Genomic DNA, 25,002 nt, shown 5'->3' with positions numbered 1-25,002 from the left:
TGGATGATACATGGGTAAATACAAGGCAATGAAGCGATTACTCTAAAAGACCAGCAGCTACCAATCCTTCTGTTCCAGCAGGATGGCGGCAATCAATATCTTCAAATTCATTCACATTATTGATTTCGGTACCCATTGCAATATTGGTGATCTTTTCAAGAATGATCTCCACTACTACAGGTACACGATGCTCTTTGGCCATCTTTTGCGCTTCAATCAATGCAGCATTGATTTTATTTGGATCCGAGACTCTGATAGCTTTACAACCAAGTCCTTCAACTACTTGAACGTGATCAACGCCATAGCCCTTCAGGTTTTGATCATCTACGTTGATATTGTCAAAAGCCAATTGCACGCAATAGTCCATCTCAAAACCACGCTGAGCTTGACGGATCAAACCGAGGTAACTGTTATTTACTAAGACCATCACTAATGGCAAGTTAAATTGTGCTCCAACTGCTAATTCCTCAATCAAGAATTGGAAGTCGTAATCACCCGCAAGTCCGACTACAGTCTTTGTTGTATCGGAGGCCAATGCACCCAATGCAGCTGGAATTGTCCAGCCAAGAGGGCCCGCTTGTCCGCAGTTGATCCATTGGCGAGCACCATAGACATGGAGGAATTGTCCACCAGCAATTTGCGATAGGCCAATAGTCGATACATATACGGTATCGCGACCGAATACGGAATTCATCTCTTGATAAACGCGTTGTGGCTTGATAGGTACATTATCAAAGTTGGTTTTACGTAGCATCAAGCTCTTACGCTCCTGGCAACGCTCAACCCACTCACTGTAGTTAGATAACTTGCCTTTTGCTTTCCATTCTTTGGCAACTTCAACAAACAACTCTAAAGCTGCTTTTGCATCTGAAACAATGCCGTAGTCGGGATTAAATACGCGACCAATTTGCGTTGGCTCAATATCAACGTGAATAAACTTGCGATCTTTGCAATACACATCGATTGATCCTGTATGACGGTTAGCCCAACGATTACCGATACCCAACACAAGATCACTAGCTAACAAGGTTGCATTGCCATAACGATGTGAAGTTTGAAGACCAACCATACCTGCCATCAATGGATGATCATCCGGAATGGTTCCCCAGCCCATCAGAGTTGGGATCACTGGAATACCAGTCAATTCTGCAAACTCTACTAATAGCGCATCTGCATCAGCATTAATAATGCCGCCGCCGGCAACGATTAATGGCTTTTTAGCAGACATCAACATGTCTAATGCTTTCGCGATCTGCTTGCGGCTAGCTGCTGGTTTGTATACCGGCAATGGCTCATACGTATCGATATCAAATTCAATTTCAGCTAATTGAACATCAATCGGCAAGTCGATCAATACTGGGCCTGGACGGCCTGAGCGCATTACGTGGAATGCCTGTTGGAAAACGCGTGGCACTAAGCCTGGCTCTCGCACAGTTACAGACATCTTCGTTACTGGCTTAGAAATCGTCTCGATATCAACAGCCTGAAAATCTTCCTTGTAAAGACGGGCACGAGGAGCTTGTCCAGTAATGCAAAGAATAGGAATAGAGTCAGCACTTGCGGAATACAGTCCTGTGATCATGTCAGTACCGGCTGGGCCAGAAGTTCCGATACAAACTCCAATATTGCCTGCTTTAGCTCTTGTGTAGCCTTCAGCCATATGTGAAGCGCCCTCAACATGTCGGGCTAGAATATGGGTGATTGACTGACGTTCGCGTAATTGTGCGTAAAGTGGATTAATAGCAGCTCCAGGAACACCAAATGCAGTGGTGATACCTTCTTTTTCCATTACAAGAACTGCTGCCATTGCGGCTTTCATTTTGGCCATGATGTTTCCCTCGCTGTTAAAGAATGGGTACATCATCAACACTTAATGATGAAATGAGAATGCCAGTCGCCATCATATGTGCTATTCCAAAATGGAATACGCAGACTAAATCCAGTTAGAATTGATAAATGGATCGTATTCAGGGAATAGCCCTTTTTGTCCGAGTCGTAGAAACAGGCTCATTTAGCAAGGCTGCAGCCAGCCTGGGCATTACTCAACCCACCGCAACCAAACACATCGCCTTTTTAGAAAAGCGTCTTGGCTCTCTTTTATTGCACCGCAGCACAAGAGGAGTCACACCAACGGAAATTGGTGAGATCTACTATGAAAAATGCAAGATCATTTCTAGGGAGCTTGAGGAGGCAGATAATCTAGCCGCCCTACTACAAGGTGAGACGCAGGGTAAATTGATTATTAGCTCCTCTGTTGCCTTTGGGCGCCGTATATTGACCCCGCTGGTACTTCAGTTTATGAGTCAGAACCCAAAACTAGAGATACATCTGAGTCTTGAGGATCAATTTGTCAATTTGGTTGAAAGTGGCGTTGATCTTGCGATCCGCATGGGTCGCCTCGCAGACTCCTCACTGGGCTCACGCTATTTAGGTCTAAATCCATGGGTCTTGGTGGCTAGTCCAGATTACCTTAGGCAGCACGGCACTCCAAGTCATCCAGAAGATTTGGTGTCACATCAGGCTCTAATTTATAGCTCAGTTCAAGATAATCACCGCTGGCACTTTAGTGGAGGTGACGGGGAGACAATCTCAATACCTGTTAAGGGCCCGTTGTACTCCAATAACTTATCTGCTTTGCTTGCTGCAACGATTGGGAACATGGGCTTGGCTACCATCCCGTGGTACGTCGCTTATCACTCGATTAATAAAGGCACCTTACAGCCGATATTGACGGATTGGAGCCTGCCCTCACAGGAAATCCACGCTGTATTCTCATCGCCTCGTTTAGTACCGGGAAAGGTAAGCCAGTGCATAGACTGGTTGCAATGCCACTTCTCTGGGAACTGGTGGGAGCAAATGTAAACCAATTGCTTTCAACTGAAACGCCACCCCACTCTTCTGTGGGCTTACCAACAGATTTTTGCAACTGAAATACGCTAATATCGTTAAAGATACTCAATATCAAGGAAATTTATGAAAATCAAAATCGCCCAAATTATCCTAGTAGTAGCAACATTATTGGCTAGCCCAGTATTAGTAATGGCACAAGCACCTGCTGCCAATGCCGTAGTGGTAGACGCAGCTATCACCGACAATATTTTTCAATTGTACGAAGGCACTGTTACGAAGATTGATAAGAAAACTCGCACGATTTTCTTTAAAAACAACGATGGTGAATCTAAGTTCATTGCCGGTCCTGAAATCAAGAACTTTGATCAGATAAAAATAGGTGACCGACTCAATGTGACCTATGAACTTGCCGTTGCAATTGAATTGATTAAGACTAAGAGTGATGGTATTCGTAGCAAAGTGGAGACTTCATCAGAAGTAGCCTCTAAACCAGGTGAAAAACCAACTCGCACCATTTCCAACACCACGACTATCATTGCTGACATCGTAGCCGTAGATCGCACTAAGAAGTTGGTTTCAGTCAAAGGGCCAAGTGGCAAAGTAACCGTTGTTACTGTTAAGAACTCGCAGCTTCTGGCTGATGTCAATGTTGGTGAGCAGGTTCGAGTTATTTACTTTGATGCGATGGCTGCAACGATTACGCCTCCAAAGAAGAAGTAAAAAAAGTAACGGGCATTAGCAGGGATTTAATTTGAGCATTCGTACTTTTTGGATCCTTGCAGTTGTTGCTTTACTCTCGGCGTGCGCTAGCACTACCCGCTCGGGAGCGGTCGGAGTTAACCGATCTCAATTTATGATGGCTTCTTCGGAAGAGGTTAATCGACTTTCTGCAGTGAGCTATAACGAGCAAAATAAAAAAGCAAAAGAGAAAAATATACTGGTCACCTCTGGCCCTGCCTATGATCGGTTGAAGTTCATTGCTAATAGGTTGATTCCGCAGACCGAAGCATTCCGAGATGACACCAAGCAATGGGATTGGCGGCTAACCCTAATCGATGCCCCCGTACTAAATGCTACCTGCGCACCCGGTGGAAAGATTACTTTTTACACCGGAATTATTGAGCAACTGAATTTAAATGATGATGAAATTGCAGCCATCATGGGCCATGAAATTGCTCATGCCTTAAGAGAGCATGGTCGGGAGCGCGTATCCCAAGCGGTTGCACAAAACGTCTTGGTGAATATAGCAATGGCCGTAGCCGGCCCCTATGGCTCGGCAGTGAGCGCTGCAAATCAAGTAGCTCAATATGCAATTATTTTGCCAAATTCAAGAGAGAATGAATCTGAAGCTGATGCCATTGGATTGGAGCTCGCAGCAAGAGCGGGATACAACCCTATGGGCGCAATTAGCGTTTGGCAAAAAATGTTGAAGGCAACCAAAGGTAGTAGCTCTCCAGAATTCTTATCCACCCACCCTTCTGGCGAAACCCGAATCGAGCAACTCACTGCGCTAATGCCGGCAGTTGAGCCTCTGTACAAAGTGGCACCAAAACCAGGGCTCACAAAGTAAAGCCTCAATGGTTCGTGGTCGAATCAATGAGTAAATTATTTAAAACGATAAGCAAGCGCCATAAACATCGTATCTTGAAATGAACGAGTTAGAACTGGGCTGTTGTTGACTCCAGAACCTAACCACTTTCGTTTGACGTATAGGTTAAGGTACCAGTCCTCTACTACTGGTATTTCAAGTAAAAATCCTGCTAATGGGTTATTTGAACTAGATGCTGTAAACGCTCGGTATCCAGTAGCTTGCGCCTGCTCAGGAGTGACTCCATAGTAGTAATTCGCAAAAGAGCCTGATTGACGCTCCATGCCTACTTGCGGATAGAGGGTAACTTTACTAATTAACTCGATTTCCCCAAAATAATTAACCTCAAGTAAATTGCCTTTAGACTTACCAAAGTCATGATAGGCATTCAGAAAGAATGCCCCAATAGGAGTATCTTGAAATGTTCCAAGGCCAATGGGTACTTGATAGCCTTTGTTAATTGTTTGAGCATTAATGGTTGACTTGACCTTATAAGAATCAGGATCGACTTTACCAACGATTTCAAGGAATCCATATCCGACAGGCAAAGTTTTAAAGGCCAACTGATCAATGCGCATGGCAAAGCGCTTGTAATCAAAAAATCCATAGGGTAATGCCGCTGATTGGGTACCATAGCTGCCAATATTCAGATTAGTGCTGTACACAGCAGCTCCGATATCGCCCACAATACGGTCTGGAATCCCGTTTGGAATATCAGAATCTACGCTATTTGCAGCGTAAACAACAGATGTGCTCGATAAAAAACAAATTAATAACAAGCTTACGGTTAGTTTTCTACATTCAATCATGTTGAGAATCTAACACGAAATTCGGAAATCTATAGAATCACCTAAACCACTTAATGGAAACCTTATGACTAACCCATTGCAAATCATTAAAAAATTTTCCCAACTCACAGTTTTAAGTGCTTTCCTTTTCATAAGTTATGGCAATGCACAATCATTGGACCCAGTGCTTGGTATTTGGAAAACGATTGATGAGAAAACAAATCAACCCTCTTCATTAATTCGATTAGACGAGAAAAATGGTGAACTAATCGGCACCGTTACTGAGTTGATTCCCAGCCCTGGCGAAACACTGGTCACCCACTGCAATTTGTGCAAAGATGAGCGAAAAGGCAAGCCTATTATCGGAATGATAATCATGAAAGGTCTTAGAAAGTCCAGCCCGGGAGTTTGGTTGGGTGGAGAAATTTTAGACCCTGAGGAAGGTGAGATTTATAAGGTAAAAATCACCATAGTCAATGACAAAACATTGGATGTAAGAGGATATATTGGCATTCCATTGTTGGGTAGAACTCAAAAATGGGTACGTTAGGCCATATTTCAAACATCAAGTAAACCACGCAGTAATCAGACTATCTAAGTTAAAAAGATAAATTTACTTTTTAGTTTGTTGGGGCGCTAAGCTGTTTGCCGGAGGGGATGCCGGTTTAGGTTGTGGAGCAACAACTGGTGAAGGGGGTTTTGGAACGGTTGCAGAAGATGGATTGGCTGGGCGATTATTTTGAGCGCCGCCTGGAGATGTCGGCGAGCCTTTTTCAAAAGGATTGAAACCCAAACCGGCGGCACTCGCAGGCAGAGTCAAAAAACTTAGAAAAAAGATGAATAAATTATGCACCGCATTATTTTGGCACATTCCTTGATAAAAGTCACAGTTCTGTTTGCTCTTAACGCAAAAGGTAAATTTTAAGGCTTAATAAGAGGGTCTTTATCTTTTGGAATGAGATTTAGTGCATTTTTCAGACTTCGGCTGGCATCACTTAAAAGCTGAAAATTGCTATCACTAACGCGGGTCAGTAATATCGCCTTGTACCGCTCCCGTTGCAACCACTCTACGATACCAACGGCAATAAAAGCTATCAGGATGTATGAGATAAATACAAAAGAATCTTGGGGTGTTGGAAAATCAAATGAGTCAAAAGGTGGGACAAAGAAAAAGAATGCCAAGGGAACTGAAAGAAAGATCGTCATTAGACTGGGTAGAAAGCCATAAAAAAGGGCTACTAAGATAGTATTAAGAATAAAAAAAGTCATCGGGAGACTGCTCTGCAAAAATGTATGCAAGCTGTAGCGTATGGAAAAAGCCACAAACACTCCAAACATAGCTAAAAAAAAGACTTGAGGCCCATTTTTTGCCCAGCGCTTCGAATTTTGTATTTTCATGAGTAATAATGACGTTATTAATAAATAGGCACTAGAAACACCCAATGACAGCCACACCAGATCAACAAGATCGCTACGAAACATTCTATCAAGGTAATTCTGGTCATGCAGTGATTCTTTTGCCCGGGCTTTGTGGATCTGAATTGGAAATGGGCGTTATTCCCAGACTCTTACGTCAATCTGGCCACACGTACGCGATCCCAAAAATACCTGGCTACTCAGCACATACGGGTTTAAAAGGCTACCAAGAGTGGATTGATATGGTAGATCATCTTGTTTACGACTTAAGTTCTACCTATGAATCTGTATCACTTGTTGGGTTAAGTATGGGAGCTACGCTTGCACTTGCAGTTGCCGAAAGAAATACAACTATTAGATGTATTTCTCTGCTTTCCCCAGTCATTTTTTTTGATGGATGGTCTGTGCCTTGGTATCACCCATTCTTATCATTAATTTATAAATTAGGATTTCGAAATTGGCATTACAAGGAATCTGAGCCATTCGGCGTTAAAAACAAAGAGTTACGTAGGCATATTAAAAAGGCCGTTATGGCTAACTCTGTAAGCGAACTAGGCGCAGCACATCTCCCGGCAAAACATCTCTATCAGTCTTTGCAATTGGTCGCAGAAACCAAAAAAAATCTCGAAGACGTCACATCGGACGTGTTGATCATTCATGCTATCGACGATGAAACTGCCTCTCCTAAAAATCCTGACTTAATAATCAGAAGAATTAGCTCAGAAACATGTCGAGTAATTTGGTTGGGCAATTCTTACCATATGATTACTGTAGATAATGAGCGTGAAGTTGTAGCCAATGAAGTCATTAAATTTATTGGCATATCCCAGCAAAAAAGTGATCTTATGGCGCAGCATGATGCTTCATCCCCCAGCCTCATTATCAAAAATCGACATGAAGGCTAGATACACTAAATTGAGGTTGGTATTTGGTTGGGCTTTTGTTTTTACCTGCCTACTACCCCATCTATCTCATGGGCAAACAACACCCCCTTTCAAGTCATCCGACACAAACTACCAGGCTATTCCATTAAGCACCTACCTAACTGAGCTTAATGAAAAAAATCACTCCTTAAAGGTAAAAAAAATAAATTCTGATTCTGCGATATCCATTGCCAAACAAGCTGGAATACCGAACTTGAGCCCCATCGTAACTTATGCACGCGGTAGTATCTATACTCAAGCGCCCTATGCCGGCTACACAAATCCATCATCTAATACGCTTGGAGCGACAGTCACTATTGAGGGATGGGGTAAACGTTCTGCCCGTGAGGCCTATGCTCAAGCTGAAGCAAACCGACAGTTGTCTGAGATGGTTGTTGAGGCAAGATCGCTTGAAACCCAAGCAATTTTTAACTATATCGATGCGCTGAGAACAAAATTATTATGGCAATCCTATCAATTAGCACTTGATAAACTGAGCACTATTAAGTCTCCATCTATAACAGCTCAAAAAGCTGAATTGCAAGCGGCTCAAAAAGTGCTTGCTAATGATTTGAAATACTATTCATATGGCTTATTGGGTCTACTTGGAACTCAAGATCACCAGCTGCCACTTCCACTGGGTACTTTAAAAATAGAGCCGCAAAAATTGAAGGTTGAGGAACTTGTTGAGTACGCCCAAAATAATAGAGCGGAGCTTATATCCAATAAAGCCTTAATCGAATCTGCTAATGCTAATTTAGAGCTTGTTAAGGCCGGGAAAAATCCAGATTTCTTACCCGGAATCTACTATAACGAGACCCCGCCATACACTTCAAGCGGAGTGGGCTATGGAACTCAAAAATCATTTAGCCTTTTACTTTCCATTCCTCTTGGTAATGGTATGTTAAATAATTCTGATTTGATCGCTGCCTCAAATAGCGTTACTGAGCAAGAGGTAAATTTAATTGCCGTGAAATCAAAAATCGTTACTGAAATTAACCAAACTTACTTACAGTATCAGTCCGCCAGGGAGCGACTTGAAACTTCGACAAATGCCTACAACCAAGCTAAATTAATGCAAAATTCGGGTCTTCAAGGATTACTAAGATTTCGCGATGCGGAATATGAATTGATAGACGCGCGCACTGTTCATGCAAAAACACTGATATTGTTACAAAGATTAAGCGGGAACTTTGAAGTCCCCAATTTGCATTGAGTTCGACAGGAGATAAAAATGAATACCAGAGTGCAATCATTATCAACTTCTGTATTGATATCATTGTTATTGATCTTAACGACACCTGTTGACGCAGCGCAAACTCAAGCACAGCAGCAAGCTGCTGCTGCTGCGGCAGCATCTAAAGCTGCTGCTGCTGCGGCAGCATCTAAAGCTGCTGCTGCTGCAGCAGCATCTAAAGCTGCTGCTGCTGCGGCAGCCAAAACTGCAGCGATGAATGCATCAACCAAAACTAATTCAACAGCATCAACAATGACTGCTACAAAGAGCACCACTAGCGTTGCCAGTCCCACACCAATAACAAGCAAGACTGCAGTCAGTACAAGCATTAGCCCCAGTTCGTCCAATGCAAAGAACCCTGCTCTAGCGACTTCAAATAATCCACAAGTAATAAATCGTGCTGACAACAGCAAATCAATTCAGCCTGGGAATGCTGGAGGACCTACAGATAGTGGCAATTATGTAGGCACTTCACCTACTAACCAGTAATTTTCTAAACAAATTTAGGAAATGAAAAAGCCCTTGTTGAAAGGGCTTTTTTAATGAAACTGGCGGAGCGGACGGGACTCGAACCCGCGACCCTCGGCGTGACAGGCCGATATTCTAACCAACTGAACTACCGCTCCAATTACATCGCTTGCTACTTGTGTCACTTCTTACTACTCACAACTAGCCAAAATTTCTGGCGTCCCCAGGGGGATTCGAACCCCCGTACTCACCGTGAAAGGGTGATGTCCTAGGCCTCTAGACGATGGGGACCTGGACTACTACTAAACCAATTATCACAATTCTAAATGCTTGGTGGAGATAAGCGGGATCGAACCGCTGACCTCTTGCATGCCATGCAAGCGCTCTCCCAGCTGAGCTATACCCCCGTAATCTCGTTAAAAACCTACAAGACACTCAAAACAATCCAAGATTTTATCCTATTTTTGTAGGAGGAGGCAAGTTCTGGTTTAGACCACCTTGGAAAGCCTTGCTACCGCCTCATTCTTACCTATCACGAGCAAGACAGAATCAATGGCTGGCGTCTGTGTGGTGGCAAATAAAGCGTAACGTACAGGCATTGCTAATGCTGGCATTTTAATTTGATGCTTGGTTAGTACCTCTTTAAAAGCTGCCCCATATGCTGCTTTTGTATGTTCAGCAGAATGAATGGCTTCAATCAAATCCTTTAGAGCAGGAATGATTTCAGCGGGGATATTTTCTGCAATTTGTTCGCTGTTATGAGCAGGTGCTGGGAGATAGAATAGCTTTGCACCTTCCGCAATTTCAATCAGCGTATTAGCACGATCTTTTAGGAGCGCAACTACTTGCACAAAATCTGGGCCATTTTCTGTATCGATACCAAGTTCATGTGCAAATGGCTTAGTTGCTTGCGCTAGTTTTTCTGGATCTGCATTCTGAATATATTGATGGTTTAACCAGAGCAACTTTTCAGGGTTATGTTGCGCAGGTGATCGGCCAAGACTGCCTAAGTCGAACCAGTTCACAAACTGCTCTTTCGTGAAAATCTCGGCATCACCATGTGACCAACCTAGCCTTGCTAGGTAATTCAGAATAGCTTCAGGTAGGTAGCCTGCTTTTTGATAATCACGCACACTCATGGCGCCATTACGCTTACTCATTTTTTCACCAGAGTCATTTAGTACTGTTGGTAAATGGGCGTATACCGGTGGCGTACCGCCGAGCGCCTTCATGATATTAATTTGACGTGGTGTATTGTTGACATGATCATCACCACGAATCACATGGGTGATATTCATATCAAGGTCATCCACTACAACGCAAAAGTTATAAGTTGGCGTGCCATCGGGACGGGCAATCACCAAATCATCTAACTCGTCATTGCTGATTTCGATCTTGCCCTTAACTGCATCCTCCCAAATTACAGATCCACCAATGGGATTCTTGAAGCGAATCACTGGCAAAACACCCTCGGGTATTATTGGCAGAGTTTTACCCGGCTCAGGACGCCATTGGCCGTTATAGCGCGGCTTTTCTTTATCGGCCATCTGTTGGTCGCGTAGCTTATTGAGCTCTTCTTCGCTCATATAGCAAGGATAAGCAAGGCCGGCATCAAGCATCTGCTTTACAACTGCACGATAACGATCAATACGCTGCATTTGATAAATGGGGCCTTCGTCTAAATCTAATCCAAGCCAGGCCATGCCTTCAATAATGACGTCGACAGCTTCCTGCGTGGAGCGCTCTAAATCAGTATCCTCAATACGCAAAATAAAGTCGCCTTGGTTATGGCGTGCAAAAGCCCAAGGATATAAAGCGCTGCGAAGGTTGCCCAAATGAATAAAGCCCGTTGGACTGGGGGCGAAACGTGTTCTGATATGCATAATTGGCATTATCTCAGGTCAGCTTTAGATTTGATTATTTGGCACTCTGATCGTCAAAAAAGTGGATACTTTCACTTATGAACGAATTACTCGTATTTATATGTGATGGCGCCCCGGTCCGCGGGGAGATTGTTTCCATTAGCAGTGCTTGGCAGGCTGTATTAGAGCGTCGTAATGATCCCTCTGTAATCAGGCGAATCCTGGGTGATTTTGTGGGTGCAGCCACCCTGTTGAGCGCTAGCCTCAAATTTGATGGGACGCTGATTATTCAAGCCCAAAGTAAAGGTCCTATTCAGCTTCTCGTCGTGGAATGCAAGTCCGACCTGACCATGCGAGCTACCGTAAAACTGTCTGTAGACCCCGCCAGCATCGATCCTAATGCCACTCTGGGTGAGTTACTGGATGCAGATAATACTGGGCGTCTAGTAATCACCCTAGATCCATCTGACCGTCAGCCTGGTCAAGCGCCCTACCAAGGGATCGTGGCCCTTCAAGAGCACCGCGGCACCGTCATTAAGCCTGTTACCAGCGCTGCCGAAGCGATTGCCCTGTATATGCAAAACTCAGAACAATTGGATACCCGCATTTGGTTGGCATCCAATGACACCCATGTCGGCGGATTGCTGTTGCAGCGCTTGCCAGATTCAGGGGGTCATGCCCATCTTGATCCTCAACTTGCGGCTGAAGGTTGGGCCAGAATTCAGACATTGGGTGAAACGATTACCAATGAAGAGTTGCTCACGCTTTCGCCGGACACTATCCTTCGCCGCCTCTTTTTAGAAGAGTCCACAGAAAGCGGTGTCCGAAGCTTCCCATCTCGCCCTATTCGCTTTAGCTGCCGCTGTTCACGCACCAAGGTGGCCGATATTCTGAGAATGCTAGGCGAAGAAGAAGTTGAAAGCATTCTTGCAGAGCAAGGCGCCGTGGAAACTGAGTGCGATTTTTGTGCAAAGGCCTATCGCTTCGATGCGGTTGATTGTAGGCAGGTCTTTAAAACAGATCTATTAGCAGATGCTACAAGACCGCCCTCTAGTGGGCATTAAGTGATTTATGGCTTAGTTACTATTTTGTTATAGTTGGCTTTACGCCATCAGCAGTATTAGAGGCAGATTTTTCGCTTGGTAGGATTTGTACAAAGAATTCACCCTCTCTAAGCATCCCATGCTCCACCCGAGCCCGCTCTTCAATCGCGCGGGTACCATCTTTTAAATCCTTAACATCGCCAGTGAGTTTGGCATTACGCAAGCTCAACAGGCTATTTTTAGCCTGTTGTAACTCAAGCTGCTTCTCCATCTCGTATACCTTCAGCCATCCACCCTTACCCAACCAAAGCGGGTACTGTATTGCGATTAGCAATAACAGCATCGAGTAGATGACAATGCGCATGAACTAAAGGCTAACTAGTAATTAGCGTTTGAGGTTATAGAAAACCGACTTACCTGGGTAGCTAGCAACATCACCCAAGTCTTCTTCAATGCGCAATAACTGGTTGTACTTGGCAATCCGATCCGAGCGTGACAAAGAGCCGGTCTTAATCTGACCTGCATTTGTACCAACAGCAATATCAGCAATGGTACTGTCTTCAGTTTCACCAGAGCGATGCGAAATGACGGCCGTGTAATTAGCGCGCTTCGCCATTTCAATCGCAGCAAAGGTCTCAGTTAAGGTGCCAATTTGATTAATCTTGATCAGGATGGAGTTAGCAATGCCCTTCTCAATCCCTTCCTTGAGAATACGAGTATTAGTAACGAAGAGGTCATCACCAACCAATTGAATCTTCTTGCCCAATTTTTGAGTGATGTCTGCCCATCCATCCCAGTCACTCTCATGCATACCATCCTCAATCGATACGATTGGGAATTGATCAGCCAAATTACCAAGATAGTCGGAGAATTCGCTTGAAGTGAGTTGCAATCCTTCACCTGCCAAGTGGTACTTACCGTCTTTATAGAATTCACTAGCAGCGCAATCCAATGCTAGCAAGACATCTTCACCAGCTTGGTAACCAGCGCCCTCAATTGCCTTCATGATGGTTTGCAAGCACTCTTGATTGCTCTTAAAGTTAGGTGCAAAGCCACCCTCATCTCCAACAGTGGTTGGCATGCCTTGAGCACCCAGAATCTTTTTTAACTCATGGAAGATTTCAGCACCACAGCGAAGTGCTTCACGGAAGCTTTGCGCCCCTACTGGCATCACCATGAATTCCTGAATATCAAGACTATTATTTGCGTGAGCACCGCCATTGACGATGTTCATCATCGGCACAGGTAATTGCATACCACCTGATCCACCAAAGTAGCGATACAAAGGCAAACCAGCTTCTTCTGCAGCAGCGCGCGCTACAGCCATAGAAACAGCTAAAGTTGCATTTGCGCCTAAGCGTGCTTTGTTATGCGTTCCGTCCAGCTCGATCAAGGTGTGATCAAGAAATGCTTGTTCACTTGCATCAAGGCCCAAAATGGATTCAGCGATCTCGATATTGATATTTTGAACAGCTTTAAGTACGCCCTTACCTAAGTAACGCGCTTGATCTCCATCACGCAGCTCAATCGCTTCCCGTGAACCAGTCGATGCGCCTGAAGGCACTGCAGCTCGCCCCATCACGCCCGATTCAAGTAATACATCGCATTCCACTGTGGGATTGCCGCGTGAATCCAGAATTTCTCTACCGATGATGTCAACAATGGCGCTCATGCACCTTCTCCTAAATTAAATGAATATGGGGTGTTACTTAAAACTGTCTTCTAAAAACGATCCAGGCTTCTTCACAACAGAATCAATTGCCACTAAAGACTCAAGTAATTCTTTGATACGGTTCAATGGCACAGCATTTGGGCCATCAGAAAGTGCTTTAGCTGGATCTGGGTGCGTCTCCATAAATAAACCACTGATGCCTACTGCAACAGCAGCACGTGCCAGGACAGGAACAAATTCACGTTGGCCACCACTGGCATTGCCTTGACCACCAGGAAGCTGCACTGAATGGGTGGCATCAAATACGACTGGCGCTTTTGCTTCACGCAAAATAGCCAAACTACGCATATCAGAAACTAAGTTGTTGTAGCCAAATGAAGCGCCACGCTCACAAACCATAAATTGATCTGGCAGATTTACTTCTTTAGCTGCTGCACGTGCTTTATCAATCACGTTGAGCATTTCATGAGGGGATAAAAATTGACCCTTCTTGAAATTCACTGGCTTGCCACTTTGAGCGCAAGCCCGTATGAAATCCGTTTGCCTGCACAAAAAAGCGGGAGTTTGAAGCACATCCACTACTTTTGATACGGGCACAATTTCACTAATGTCATGGATGTCAGTCAAGACCGGCACACCAATCTCACGCTTCACCCGAGCCAGAATTTCCAGGCCCTTCTCCATACCTAAGCCGCGGAAAGAAGTTCCAGAGGAGCGATTGGCTTTATCAAAAGAAGACTTATAAATAAATGGAATACCAAGCGCAGCGGTAATCTCTTTGAGCTCACCTGCGATATCCAAGGCGGATTGCTCGGACTCAATAACGCAAGGTCCTGCAATCAAAAAGAAGCGATGGTCTAAGCCAACATCAAAACCACATAACTTAAATACACTCATGTGTTTCTCCTAGGCAGCTTGCTTTTGAGTTGCAACTTGACGAACTAATGATGCCTTAATGAATGCAGAAAACAATGGGTGACCATCACGTGGAGTTGAAGTGAACTCTGGATGGAACTGCACACCAAAGAACCAGGGATGCATAGCACTAGGCAATTCCATCATTTCAGGCAAAGACTCATTTGGAGTTCTAGCAGAAATAATAAGACCAGACTTCTCAAGACGAGGGACGTAAACATTATTGACTTCATAGCGATGACGGTGACGTTCATTGACCTCATCACCATAGATCTCATGAGCCAGAGTGCCAGCCTTAACGGGGCAACGTTGTGAGCCAAGGCGCATGGTTCCACCCAGATCAGAATCGTTGCTGCGCTTCTCAACACGACCTTCGCGATCAACCCACTCGGTAATTAATGCAACCACAGGATTTTCAGTCTCCGGATCAAACTCAGTGCTGTTAGCCTGTGCAATATTGGCAACATGGCGAGCAAATTCGATGACGGCCAATTGCATACCTAAGCAAATACCTAGGTATGGAATATTGTTTTCACGGGCATAACGAATGGCAGCAATCTTTCCTTCGGTGCCGCGCTTACCAAATCCGCCTGGCACCAAGATGGCATCTAAATTTTGCAGGCAATCGATACCATCTTTTTCAATCACTTCAGAATCAATGTAGTTGATGTTGACGCGAGTGTGATTATGAATTCCAGCATGACGCAAAGCTTCGATTAATGACTTGTAAGATTCAGTTAACTCAACGTACTTACCAACCATGCCAATAGTGACATCATGTTGCGGGTTGGCCAACTCATAAACTAAGTTTGCCCAAACTGATAGGTCTGCAGGTTTAGCCTCAATATCCAATTCGCGACAAATCAAGTCATCCATACCTTGCGCTTGCAGCATCTCTGGAATCTTATAGATGGTATCAACATCCCAAACCGAGATTACTGCCTCTTCACGCACATTTGAGAAAAGAGAAATCTTAGCGCGCTCGTCTTCTGGAATTGGGCGATCTGCACGGCACAACAGTACCGTAGGCATGATGCCGATTTCACGTAACTTCTGTACGGAGTGTTGGGTGGGCTTAGTTTTTAACTCACCTGCACTACTCAGATAGGGCACCAGAGTAAGGTGGATAAAGGCACAGCTGTGCCTTGGAAGGCGAATGCTCATTTGTCGAGCAGCTTCTAAAAATGGTAATGACTCGATGTCACCAACAGTGCCACCGATCTCACAAATTGCAATATCAGCCTGACCATCATGACTTGCTTTAGCGCCCCGCTCTATAAAAGCCTGTATCTCATTCGTAATGTGTGGAATCACCTGGACAGTTTTACCTAGGTACTCGCCGCGTCGTTCTTTACTGATGACAGACTCATAGATCTGCCCAGTGGTGAAGTTGTTGCTCTTGCGCATCTTTGCAGAAACAAAGCGCTCATAGTGCCCAAGATCAAGGTCGGTTTCAGCGCCATCCTCAGTAACAAAGACTTCACCATGTTGAAGCGGGCTCATTGTCCCTGGGTCAACGTTGATATAAGGGTCTAATTTTAGGAGGGTGACTTTCAGGCCGCGGGATTCGAGAATCGCGGCAAGCGAGGCAGCTGCGATTCCTTTCCCTAAAGAAGAAACCACACCACCAGTGACAAAAACGTATTTGGTCATCGCTTAAGCTCTGTTGGAAATGGTAATTATAACGACAGCGACCGAGCCATTAAAAATTCTTTAGAGACTCAATTAATCAGGGTGTTGATTGAGTTTATTTAGGCAGTAGTAACTTTTTAGAATTGTATTTTTGCAATGTGGAATGGTTTGTGACTCTTTAAAGCACCATTTAATGTGACCAGATCCCTTTTGTACTGTCATTAGACTTAGAAATAGTATGTCGAATATCCGAGCTGATGAGTAATTGCCTATTTTTTAAGCAATATAGGATATTTTTGATGATTAAGTCTTATATAAGACATGAATTAGCAATTACAATAGAGTAATCAAGGGACACACCCTGCTTAGTCATACTGTTGATAACTTTCACCCAATAGGAAACACGATGCTAGAAGCCTACAACGCTCAAGTCGCCGAACGCGCAGCCCTGGGAATTCCGGCCCTCCCCCTGTCTAAAGATCAGACTGCTGAATTAGTAGGTTTGCTCAAAAATCCACCAAAGGGTAAAGAATCCCAATTAGTTGAGCTAATTACTCATCGAGTGCCTGCTGGTGTTGATGAGGCAGCGAAGGTAAAAGCGGAGTTTTTGGATGCCATAGCTAAAGGAACTGAGAAGTCTCCTTTGATTTCACGCATTATGGCAACTGAGCTTCTGGGTACCATGCTAGGCGGTTACAACATTAAGCCTTTAGTTGAGTTGCTGTCGGATGCTGAGTGCGCAGCAGCTGCAGCAAATGCATTGAAAAAGACCTTATTGATGTTTGACTACTTCCATGATGTTCAGGAATTGGCGGAAAAAGGTAATGCGCAGGCTAAGGCAGTCATGCAAAGCTGGGCAGATGCGGAATGGTTTACAAGCCGCACAGCTGTTCAAGAAAGTATGAAGCTCACTGTATTTAAAGTGACCGGCGAAACCAATACCGATGACCTGTCCCCTGCACCTGACGCATGGAGCCGTCCAGATATTCCATTACACGCAACCATCATGTTAAAAAACCCACGTCCAGGTATTGATCCAGACGAGGTTGGTGTGCGTGGTCCGATGAAACAAATTGAAGCTCTCCAAAAGAAAGGCAACCAAATTGCCTATGTGGGAGACGTAGTGGGTACTGGATCCTCACGTAAATCCGCAACGAACTCCTTGTTGTGGTGGACCGGCAAAGATATTCCCTTCGTTCCAAACAAACGCTTTGGCGGTGTTTGCTTAGGCAACAAGATTGCTCCAATTTTCTTTAATACGATGGAAGATGCTGGCGCATTGCCAGTTGAGCTCGATGTTTCCGATATGAATATGGGCGACGAAATTGAACTACGTCCATACGAAGGTAAAGCCTTTAAAAACGGTAAAGAAATTGCTTCATTCTCATTGAAGTCACCGGTCATCCTGGATGAAGTTCGTGCGGGTGGACGCATTCCTTTGATCGTGGGTCGTGGTCTCACTGCCAAAGCTCGCGCAGCCCTAGGCTTGCCAGCCTCAACAGAATTCCGCATTCCTGTTAGCCCACCTGATAACAAAAAAGGCTTTAGCTTGGGACAGAAGATGGTCGGTCGTGCGTGTGGCCTACCTGAGGGTCAAGGCGTTCGCCCAGGCACTTATTGTGAGCCACACATGACTACTGTAGGTTCGCAAGATACTACTGGTCCAATGACCCGCGATGAACTAAAAGACCTTGCTTGCCTAGGCTTCTCCGCTGATTTAGTCATGCAATCTTTTTGTCACACCTCTGCTTATCCAAAGCCAGTAGACATTCGTACTCACCATGAACTACCAGCGTTTATGACCAACCGAGGTGGTGTTTCATTACGCCCAGGTGACGGTGTAATTCATAGTTGGTTAAATCGTCTGCTCATGCCAGATACTTGTGGAACTGGTGGCGATAGCCATACTCGCTTTCCGATTGGGATCTCTTTCCCTGCTGGCTCTGGCTTAGTTGCTTTCGCGGCTGCTACTGGCGTAATGCCTTTGGATATGCCTGAGTCTGTATTGATACGCTTTAAAGGCAAGATGCAACCCGGCATTACTTTGCGCGATATGGTCAATGCCATTCCTTTGTATGCAATCAAAAAAGGTTTATTGACAGTTGAGAAACAAGGCAAGAAAAATATTTTCTCTGGCCGTATTTTAGAAATTGAAGGTCTGCCTGACCTCAAGGTTGAACAAGCATTTGAATTATCAGATGCCTCAGCTGAACGTTCTGCTGGCGGTTGCGCCGTTCAATTAAACAAAGAGCCAATCATTGAATACATGCGCTCAAACATCACTTTAATGAAGTGGATGATCGCCAATGGCTACGAAGATAAGCGTACTTTAGGCCGTCGTATCAAAGCAATGGAAGCTTGGATTGCTAAGCCTGAGTTGCTCGAGGCAGATGCTAATGCAGACTATGCTGAGATTATCGAGATCGATATGAACGAGATTAAAGAGCCGATCTTAGCCTGCCCTAATGACCCAGATGACGTGAAGTTCTTATCCGAAGTATCTGGCGAGAAAATCGACGAAGTATTTATCGGCTCTTGCATGACGAACATTGGCCACTTCCGCGCTGCAGGCCAGGTTCTTCAGGGCAAAAAAGATATGCCTACACGTCTATGGATTGCGCCACCAACCAAGATGGATCAAATGATTCTGACTGAGGAAGGTTATTACGGCATTCTGGGTGCCACTGGTGCTCGTATGGAAACTCCGGGTTGCTCACTCTGTATGGGTAACCAGGCGCAAATCCGTAAAGGCTCAACGGCAGTTTCTACCTCGACACGTAATTTTCCGAATCGCTTAGGTATCGATACTCGAGTCTACTTAGCTTCAGCCGAGCTCTCAGCCGTAGCTGCACTCTTGGGTCGTCTGCCAACCCCGAAAGAATATTTCGAGCAAGTTGAGTCCTTGAATGCTAAGGCTGGCGAAGTCTATAAGTATATGAACTTCGACAAGATTAAGTCATTTAGCGATGTTGCTGACACAGTCACAATTTAAGTCATAGCTACCCTGAATTTGAGGGTAACAAAAAAGGCGATCAATTGATCGCCTTTTTTCTCAATCAATTCTCCTTAAATCGATAGTTTATTTTCTTGATGTGCATTTTCACGATTCAATCCAGATACCCAGGTATTGGTTGGTAAGTCCGTTTTTTGCATAATCAGCTTGGCACGCTGTGAGACCTCTTTCCACTCGACATCGAGTAGTGGGCCTTTGAAAGCGATTGCTACAACATTGCAATCATGCGATTCTGGAAATAAGAGTACTCGGTTATCAAATGCTTCACAAATATTATTGAGATTGACATCAAAACTCTTATGGCGAGAGAATAAATTTACGGTTAATACGCCAGGCGATTTCAGGATATCGAAACAGCCCTTATAAAAATCTAAGGAGCTCGCAGATGGGCCATCACAAATCGCATCATAGAGGTCAACTTGAAGTGCATCAAAGTGATTTTGATATTTAGCATTCTTCACAAAGGCTTTTGCATCAAGCTGAAGAGTTTCAAGACGACGATCATCAGACGGCGTGAAAAACATACTTCTAGCGGAAACAATCACGGCGGGATTGAGCTCGACGACCGTGGTCTTGACCGCGGGACAATAGCGATGTGCAAACTTAGTCAGAGCGCCGGTGCCAAGGCCAAGTTGAGCAATACGCATGCCTGGCTTGGTCTCCAGAAACAATAACCAAGCCATCATCTGCTGGTTATATTCAAGATAAATCTCATCCGGGTTGCGGATACGCATGGCACCTTGAATCAATTCACTACCAAAATGTAAGTAACGCACCCCACCACTTTCAGAAAACGTCACTGGCTCCATGGCCATGGATATATCTGACATTAAATTATTTGGCCCAGACTCTGGCATTACGGAACAGGCGCATCCAAGGACTTGCTCCATCGGGATTGTCCAGCCATTCTTTTGGCGCCCAACTCATTTGCACGGTCCTGAACACCCGCTCAGGATGCGGCATCATCACGGTAAATCGACCATCTGGCGTAGTAACTCCTGTCAGGCCACTAGGCGAACCATTCGGGTTCATTGGGTAGATTTCAGTTGGGCTGCCTTGGTGATCTACAAAACGTAAAGCAGCTAATCCTTGTTTCTGCAAAATCTCTAAGCTACCCTGTTGGCTAAAGTTCGCAAAGCCTTCGCCATGCGCTATTGCAATCGGCAACTGACTACCTGCCATGCCTTGTGTAAAGATTGACGGTGAGGCAATTACCTCGGCCATGACCAAGCGAGCTTCATATTGCTCTGACTGATTGCGCGTAAATTTTGGCCAAGCTTCTGCACCTGGAATAATGCCAGCTAGATTGCTCATCATTTGGCAACCATTACAAACGCCTAGCGCAAAGCTATCCTGACGGCCAAAGAATGCAGAGAACTGATCACGTAATTGAGTATTAAATAGAATTGTCTTAGCCCAGCCTTCGCCAGCACCTAATACATCTCCGTAGCTAAATCCACCACAGGCAACCAGACCACGGAAATCATCTAACTTGGATTTACCAGAGAGTAAATCTGACATGTGCACGTCATAGCTATCAAAACCAGCCCAGTTCATAGCATATGCCATCTCCATATGGGAGTTGACACCCTGCTCGCGCAAGATCGCTACTTTAGGTCGAGCATTCTGATTAATGAATGGCGCCGCAATAGCATCCGCAATGTCAAAGGTTAACTTGGGAGACATTCCTGGATCAGCAATATTATCGAGAAGTGAAAACTCGCTATCAGCACAGTCTGGGTTATCGCGTAAGCGCGCAATCTGATAGCTGGTATTAGCCCACATCTTTTGAAGTACTTCACGTGGCTCTGCAAAAATATTCTTAGCATCACGCCAAATCTCAATACGGCCATTGTTATTTATCTTTGCAATCACATGACTGTAAGCGCTGAGATTTAACTTTCGTAGAACGGCAAATACGGCATCACGATCTGCTTTACAAATCTGAATCACTGCGCCGAGTTCCTCATTAAATAAGGCACGCATAGTCTGTTCATGACGAAGACCAGAAACTTGCTCTGTCCAGTTCTTAGCATCACCCCAATCAGCTTCTTGCCCAACATCTACAGCAATCATGTCGACATTGATGGAAATGCCAGTATGTGATGCGAAAGCCATCTCTGCGATACAAGCAAATAAACCACCATCAGAACGATCGTGATATGCCAGTAATTGATTGTCTTTACGCAACTCGATGATCGCGGCGGCCAAAGCCTTAAGATCTTCTGGGTGATCTACATTGGGAGCTGATTTACCAGATTGATTGAGTACTTGGGCCAGGATACTTCCAGCCATACGGTTTTTACCGCGGCCCAAATCAATCAGAATTAATTCAGTTTCTAAGGCTACGCCAGACTCGTCTTGGAGTTTGAGCAAAGGCGTTGTTGTTTTGCGAACGTCCTGAACAGATGCAAAAGCAGAGATGATGAGAGAAACTGGGGAAACCACTTTTTTAGCTTGATCACCCTCTTGCCAGGCTGTTGCCATGGATAGGGAGTCTTTGCCAACCGGAATAGAAATTCCTAGCGCTGGACATAAATCCATACCAATCGCTTTAACCGAGTCATACAACTTTGCATCTTCCCCAGGCGAACCGCAAGCGGCCATCCAGTTAGCAGAGAGCTTCACGCCCTCTAAGCTGCGTATATCTGCGGCCAATAAATTGGTAATGGCTTCACCTACAGCCATTTTGGCGGCTGCTGGTGCATTGATCACAGCTAATGGAGTGCGCTCACCCATTGACATTGCTTCACCGTGATAGCCCTTGTAATCCATTAAGGTAACGGCACAATCAGCCACAGGCACTTGCCAAGGACCTACAAATGGATCGCGCGCGTTAAGGCCGCCGACGGTACGGTCACCGATAGTGATTAAAAATGACTTACTGGCAACAGTGGGTTGCTGTAGAACCCAGGCAATACATTGCGCTAGATCAGCGTCAGTGACATCCAACTCTTCAAAAGCTTGAGCGACACGCTTCACGTCGCGATGCATACGTGGAGGCTTGCCAAGCAATACCTCCATGGGCATATCAATTGGCATGGCAGCATCACTACCAACAACTTCTTTGCTATCGCATAACTGAAGTTGCCGCTCTGTGGTGGCTTCACCAACTACTGCAAATGGACAACGCTCACGTTCACATAAGGATTTGAAAAGCTCTAGATCTTTAGCCTCTATTGCCAGAACATAACGCTCCTGAGATTCATTACACCAAATTTCTGCAGGACTCATACCGCTTTCTTCTAGCGGCACTTTACGTAATTGAAACTGCGCACCCAATCCAGCGCCATCTGCAAGCTCTGGGAATGCATTAGATACACCGCCAGCGCCCACGTCATGAATCGAAACAATCGGGTTTTTCGTACCCATGGTGATACAGGAGTTAATCACCTCTTGCGCACGACGTTCCATCTCCGGGTTACCGCGCTGGACTGAATCAAAATCCAAGTCTGCAGTATTAGTACCGGTTGCAACAGAACTACCTGTTGCACCACCCATACCAATACGCATACCAGGACCACCCAATTGAATAAACAAGTGCCCCGCTTTAATCTGTTTCTTTGCTGTGTGAATAGAATCAATACTACCAATGCCACCCGCAATCATGATGGGTTTGTGATAACCGCGACGAACACCCTCTAAGGTTTGTTCGAATACGCGGAAATAACCACCCAAAATAGGGCGGCCGAATTCATTATTAAATGCAGCGCCACCCAATGGGCCATCAATCATGATTTGGAGTGGTGTAGCGATGCGCTCAGGTTTGCCGTATTTCTCAGCTTCCCACGGTAAATCAGTGCCCGGAATATTGAGGTTGGATACAGTGAAGCCAGTGAGGCCCGCTTTAGGGCGTCCACCTACACCTGTTGCACCCTCATCACGAATCTCACCACCAGCACCAGTAGAGGCGCCTTGGTAGGGTGCAATTGCTGTTGGGTGATTATGTGTCTCCACCTTCATCAGGGTGTGCACTAGTCGCATGTCTTTTTCGTAACGAAAATCCTGACCTTTGGCTGACCAAGTTTCTGATTCAGCCCCTACCATCACCGCTGAGTTATCAGAGTAGGCCACGATAGTGCCTTCAGGCTGAAGTTGATGCGTATTGCGAATCATCGCAAAGAGGGATTTTTCCTGATCATCTCCATCAATCGTCCAACTGGAATTAAATATCTTGTGACGGCAATGCTCGCTGTTCGCCTGAGCAAACATAATCAACTCAACATCACTTGGATTGCGCTCTAAGCGTATAAAGTTCTCAACTAGATAAAGTACTTCATCTTCAGATAGAGCAAGGCCTAAATCCTGATTGGCTTTATCCAATGCCGCTCTACCCTCAGCAAGAACGGGGATACGAACAAAAGGTTTATCGGGAAGAGATTGGTATAAAGCGCTTGCTTCATTGACATCGCCAATAACAACTTCCGTCATCCGATCATGCAGAGCAGCTAATACCAGTTGATCTTGTTGCGCATTGAGCGATTTTTTACTTTGCCACGCATATTGAACGCCACGTTCAATGCGTAAAATGTGAAGGCCGCACTGACGAGCGATATCCGTAGCTTTACTAGCCCATGGAGAAACTGTTCCGAAGCGGGGAATTGAAATCGCAGCTTGTTTGTCAGCGGCCTTACTGAATATGAAGGCGCCATCCTTCATTTTCGATACGAAAGGCTGGCCGTAAGTCAGTAAACTTTCGAGTATCCCTCTATCTTTGGTATTGAGTTCAGACTCAGACCAAATGAAATGAAGGTATTGAGCCTCAATGGACTCAAGTTGAATTCCTTGGGCTGCGAGCGAAGCTAAAAGTCGCTGTTGGCGGAAGGCAGAAAGGGCATTTGCCCCGGGCAAGCAACAGAATGATGACATGCCAAGATTATAAGGTTTTGATTAAGCCAATCGTCCGCCATGCAGGCTCAATTGGCGTCCACACCGAGCAGCCAAGGCCGGGTCATGGGTTACCAAAACCAGCGTTGATGAATTCTCCCGATTTAGCTCAAAAAGTAGTTCAATCACCCTATTTCCGCTAGCCTCATCCAGGCTTCCAGTGGGCTCATCAGCAAATAGGATAGCTGGCTTGTTAATAAAAGCTCGCGCTAGTGCCACGCGTTGTTGCTCTCCCCCAGAAAGGGTTTTGGGGAAATGATTGGCCCTCGGAGTTAAGCCGACCTTTTCAAGCCATTCAAGGGCAGATAGTCGTGCTTCGGCCTGGGATTTCCCAGCAATCTCCAGCGGGAGCATCACATTCTCTAGGGCAGTCAGGAGAGGCAAGAGCTGAAATGATTGAAAAACAAAGCCAACTAACTGACCGCGTAAACGAGCCCTGCCATCCTCATCGAGCAAGTTCAAGTTTTGCCCCATAAGATCAATTTGTCCTGCGCTTGGTAGGTCTAGTCCAGCCAGCAGGCTCAATAAAGTACTTTTTCCAGAGCCCGAGGCACCTACAATGGCCACGCTTTCGCCTTGCTCGATCTGAAAGCTCAGGTCGTGCAAAATACCCAGGTTGCCATCAGCCGTATTAACCAGCTTGCTTACCCGATCGGCAACAATGGAATCAGACTGTTTGTTCATGTGAAAAATTTTCAAGAATGGAAA

At 45.2% G+C, this 25,002-nt stretch carries 21 protein-coding genes and 3 tRNA genes; 8 read left to right on the top strand and 16 right to left on the bottom strand.

What is annotated here, in order from left to right:
• Positions 1-37: 37 nt before the first annotated feature.
• Complete coding sequence (gcl, locus tag FD977_RS05540) at positions 38-1,828, bottom strand: glyoxylate carboligase (RefSeq protein WP_215304115.1); 1,791 nt, start codon at positions 1,826-1,828, stop codon at positions 38-40.
• Positions 1,829-1,956: 128 nt separating this feature from the next.
• Here gcl and FD977_RS05535 point away from each other — a divergent pair, with 128 nt between their 5' ends.
• The 3 genes from FD977_RS05535 (at position 1,957) to FD977_RS05525 (ending at position 4,420) form a co-directional block, all read left to right on the top strand.
• Positions 1,957-2,862, top strand: coding sequence for a LysR family transcriptional regulator (locus FD977_RS05535; protein ID WP_215304114.1), 906 nt, complete (start codon positions 1,957-1,959; stop codon positions 2,860-2,862).
• Between the two features lie 111 nt (positions 2,863-2,973).
• Positions 2,974-3,570 (top strand): hypothetical protein, encoded by a 597-nt coding sequence (locus FD977_RS05530; protein WP_215304113.1) that lies wholly within the window; start codon positions 2,974-2,976, stop codon positions 3,568-3,570.
• 31 nt (positions 3,571-3,601) lie between these two features.
• The gene (locus tag FD977_RS05525) at positions 3,602-4,420 is read left to right on the top strand and encodes a M48 family metallopeptidase (RefSeq protein ID WP_251369432.1); all 819 of its coding nucleotides are present in this window, start codon (positions 3,602-3,604) and stop codon (positions 4,418-4,420) included.
• Positions 4,421-4,455: 35 nt separating this feature from the next.
• On the opposite strand, the gene FD977_RS05520 is transcribed toward FD977_RS05525, so the two are convergent.
• Complete coding sequence (locus FD977_RS05520; RefSeq protein WP_215304112.1) at positions 4,456-5,247, bottom strand: MipA/OmpV family protein; 792 nt, start codon at positions 5,245-5,247, stop codon at positions 4,456-4,458.
• A gap of 64 nt (positions 5,248-5,311) precedes the next feature.
• Here FD977_RS05520 and FD977_RS05515 point away from each other — a divergent pair, with 64 nt between their 5' ends.
• A complete protein-coding gene (locus FD977_RS05515; protein ID WP_215304111.1) occupies positions 5,312-5,776 on the top strand; it encodes a DUF2147 domain-containing protein in 465 nt (154 codons plus the stop codon).
• Positions 5,777-5,839: 63 nt separating this feature from the next.
• On the opposite strand, the gene FD977_RS05510 is transcribed toward FD977_RS05515, so the two are convergent.
• Together FD977_RS05510 and FD977_RS05505 are read right to left on the bottom strand one after the other, a co-directional pair.
• Entirely contained in the window at positions 5,840-6,046 is a 207-nt protein-coding gene (locus FD977_RS05510; protein ID WP_215304110.1) for a hypothetical protein, read from the bottom strand.
• Between the two features lie 101 nt (positions 6,047-6,147).
• The gene (locus FD977_RS05505; RefSeq protein WP_215304109.1) at positions 6,148-6,708 is read right to left on the bottom strand and encodes a DUF4118 domain-containing protein; all 561 of its coding nucleotides are present in this window, start codon (positions 6,706-6,708) and stop codon (positions 6,148-6,150) included.
• Between FD977_RS05505 and FD977_RS05500 the strand changes: the two genes are divergently transcribed.
• Positions 6,669-7,547 carry a carboxylesterase gene (locus tag FD977_RS05500; RefSeq protein WP_215304108.1) on the top strand — a complete coding sequence of 293 codons (879 nt, stop codon included), beginning with the start codon at positions 6,669-6,671 and terminating at the stop codon, positions 7,545-7,547. The genes FD977_RS05505 and FD977_RS05500 overlap by 40 nt on opposite strands.
• A complete protein-coding gene (locus FD977_RS05495) occupies positions 7,498-8,781 on the top strand; it encodes a TolC family protein (RefSeq protein WP_215304107.1) in 1,284 nt (427 codons plus the stop codon). The genes FD977_RS05500 and FD977_RS05495 overlap by 50 nt, the downstream gene beginning before the upstream one ends.
• A gap of 104 nt (positions 8,782-8,885) precedes the next feature.
• Here the strand turns inward: FD977_RS05495 and FD977_RS05490 are convergent, their stop codons facing one another.
• The 5 genes from FD977_RS05490 to gltX all read right to left on the bottom strand — a co-directional run bounded on the left by FD977_RS05490 (position 8,886) and on the right by gltX (position 11,162).
• A complete protein-coding gene (locus FD977_RS05490) occupies positions 8,886-9,209 on the bottom strand; it encodes a hypothetical protein (RefSeq protein WP_215304106.1) in 324 nt (107 codons plus the stop codon).
• A 142-nt stretch (positions 9,210-9,351) separates the two neighbouring features.
• Positions 9,352-9,428, bottom strand: a tRNA-Asp gene (locus tag FD977_RS05485).
• A 57-nt stretch (positions 9,429-9,485) separates the two neighbouring features.
• Positions 9,486-9,561: transfer RNA gene (locus FD977_RS05480), tRNA-Glu, on the bottom strand.
• A 40-nt stretch (positions 9,562-9,601) separates the two neighbouring features.
• Positions 9,602-9,677: transfer RNA gene (locus FD977_RS05475), tRNA-Ala, on the bottom strand.
• Between the two features lie 81 nt (positions 9,678-9,758).
• Positions 9,759-11,162 (bottom strand): glutamate--tRNA ligase, encoded by a 1,404-nt coding sequence (gene gltX, locus FD977_RS05470; RefSeq protein WP_215304105.1) that lies wholly within the window; start codon positions 11,160-11,162, stop codon positions 9,759-9,761.
• A gap of 68 nt (positions 11,163-11,230) precedes the next feature.
• Here gltX and FD977_RS05465 point away from each other — a divergent pair, with 68 nt between their 5' ends.
• Positions 11,231-12,196 (top strand): Hsp33 family molecular chaperone HslO, encoded by a 966-nt coding sequence (locus tag FD977_RS05465; RefSeq protein WP_215304104.1) that lies wholly within the window; start codon positions 11,231-11,233, stop codon positions 12,194-12,196.
• A gap of 19 nt (positions 12,197-12,215) precedes the next feature.
• Here the strand turns inward: FD977_RS05465 and ftsB are convergent, their stop codons facing one another.
• From ftsB to FD977_RS05445, 4 genes are read right to left on the bottom strand one after another with little or no spacing between them, the layout of a single operon-like run.
• On the bottom strand, positions 12,216-12,539 hold the full coding sequence (gene ftsB, locus FD977_RS05460; RefSeq protein WP_215304103.1) for a cell division protein FtsB: 324 nt from the start codon (positions 12,537-12,539) through the stop codon (positions 12,216-12,218).
• A gap of 21 nt (positions 12,540-12,560) precedes the next feature.
• Positions 12,561-13,847: a phosphopyruvate hydratase gene (gene eno / locus FD977_RS05455; RefSeq protein WP_215304102.1), complete on the bottom strand. Its 1,287-nt coding sequence runs from the start codon at positions 13,845-13,847 to the stop codon at positions 12,561-12,563.
• A gap of 33 nt (positions 13,848-13,880) precedes the next feature.
• Positions 13,881-14,744, bottom strand: coding sequence for a 3-deoxy-8-phosphooctulonate synthase (gene kdsA / locus FD977_RS05450; protein WP_215304101.1), 864 nt, complete (start codon positions 14,742-14,744; stop codon positions 13,881-13,883).
• A 9-nt stretch (positions 14,745-14,753) separates the two neighbouring features.
• Positions 14,754-16,415: a CTP synthase gene (locus FD977_RS05445; protein WP_215304100.1), complete on the bottom strand. Its 1,662-nt coding sequence runs from the start codon at positions 16,413-16,415 to the stop codon at positions 14,754-14,756.
• A gap of 385 nt (positions 16,416-16,800) precedes the next feature.
• Here FD977_RS05445 and FD977_RS05440 point away from each other — a divergent pair, with 385 nt between their 5' ends.
• The gene (locus FD977_RS05440; RefSeq protein WP_215304099.1) at positions 16,801-19,386 is read left to right on the top strand and encodes a bifunctional aconitate hydratase 2/2-methylisocitrate dehydratase; all 2,586 of its coding nucleotides are present in this window, start codon (positions 16,801-16,803) and stop codon (positions 19,384-19,386) included.
• A 74-nt stretch (positions 19,387-19,460) separates the two neighbouring features.
• Here the strand turns inward: FD977_RS05440 and FD977_RS05435 are convergent, their stop codons facing one another.
• The 3 genes from FD977_RS05435 to FD977_RS05425 are packed head-to-tail and all read right to left on the bottom strand — an operon-like array spanning position 19,461 to position 24,978.
• A complete protein-coding gene (locus FD977_RS05435; protein WP_251369431.1) occupies positions 19,461-20,237 on the bottom strand; it encodes a spermidine synthase in 777 nt (258 codons plus the stop codon).
• Positions 20,238-20,241: 4 nt separating this feature from the next.
• Positions 20,242-24,276: a phosphoribosylformylglycinamidine synthase gene (gene purL / locus FD977_RS05430; protein WP_215304098.1), complete on the bottom strand. Its 4,035-nt coding sequence runs from the start codon at positions 24,274-24,276 to the stop codon at positions 20,242-20,244.
• Between the two features lie 21 nt (positions 24,277-24,297).
• Entirely contained in the window at positions 24,298-24,978 is a 681-nt protein-coding gene (locus tag FD977_RS05425) for an ABC transporter ATP-binding protein (protein ID WP_215304097.1), read from the bottom strand.
• Positions 24,979-25,002: the final 24 nt, after the last annotated feature.

The sequence above is a fragment of the Polynucleobacter sp. AP-Elch-400A-B2 genome (assembly GCF_018688355.1).
Lineage (GTDB): Bacteria > Pseudomonadota > Gammaproteobacteria > Burkholderiales > Burkholderiaceae > Polynucleobacter.
The sequence above is the reverse complement of the archived record's forward strand: the minus strand, read 5'-3'. Positions and strand labels throughout refer to the sequence as shown.